General features: G+C 73.6%; 1 pseudogene. It reads right to left on the bottom strand.

Going from position 1 to position 447, the window contains the following annotated elements:
• Nucleotides 1-242: 242 nt before the first annotated feature.
• A pseudogene (locus AX669_RS13605) lies at nt 243-447 on the bottom strand (hypothetical protein); the annotation flags it as partial.

The raw sequence follows: 447 nt of genomic DNA, 5'->3' as shown, positions 1-447 counted from the left end.
TGATGGTCCGTTACGCGTGCATCCGCAGTGCCCAGCCGGCCCATCGGCGATTCCTGTCCCCCTCTGCAATTTTCGTCCACCTTCGCGCGCCACCCCGGCCGTCGCCGCCGCTGGGCCGGCTGGGCACTGCGGATGCACGCGTAACGGACCATCACCTGAACCCTCCTCGTCCTGACCGCGGCCCGCGCGGGGCACCTCCGTCGAGGCACCCCGCGCATCGTCACGACGCTGACGGCGAAGGCTCACTGGCCGCGACGGCGCCGCGCCATGAGCGCGACTCCGATGCCGACGACCACGACGACACCCGCCACCGCGGCGATGACGCTCCACGCGGCGCTGCCGTCAGCGTCCTGGTGCGCCTCCGCCGCGGGTGACGGAGCGGGCGAGTCGAACGTCGTCGTGGCCGTCGCGCGCGGCGACAACGACGCGGCGCCGCCCGAGGACGAC

It is taken from the genome of Dermacoccus sp. CCH2-D9, from assembly GCF_001556795.1.
Lineage (GTDB): Bacteria > Actinomycetota > Actinomycetes > Actinomycetales > Dermatophilaceae > Dermacoccus > Dermacoccus nishinomiyaensis.
Note: the sequence above shows the minus strand (reverse complement) of the source record. Positions and strands in the feature narration are given on the sequence as shown.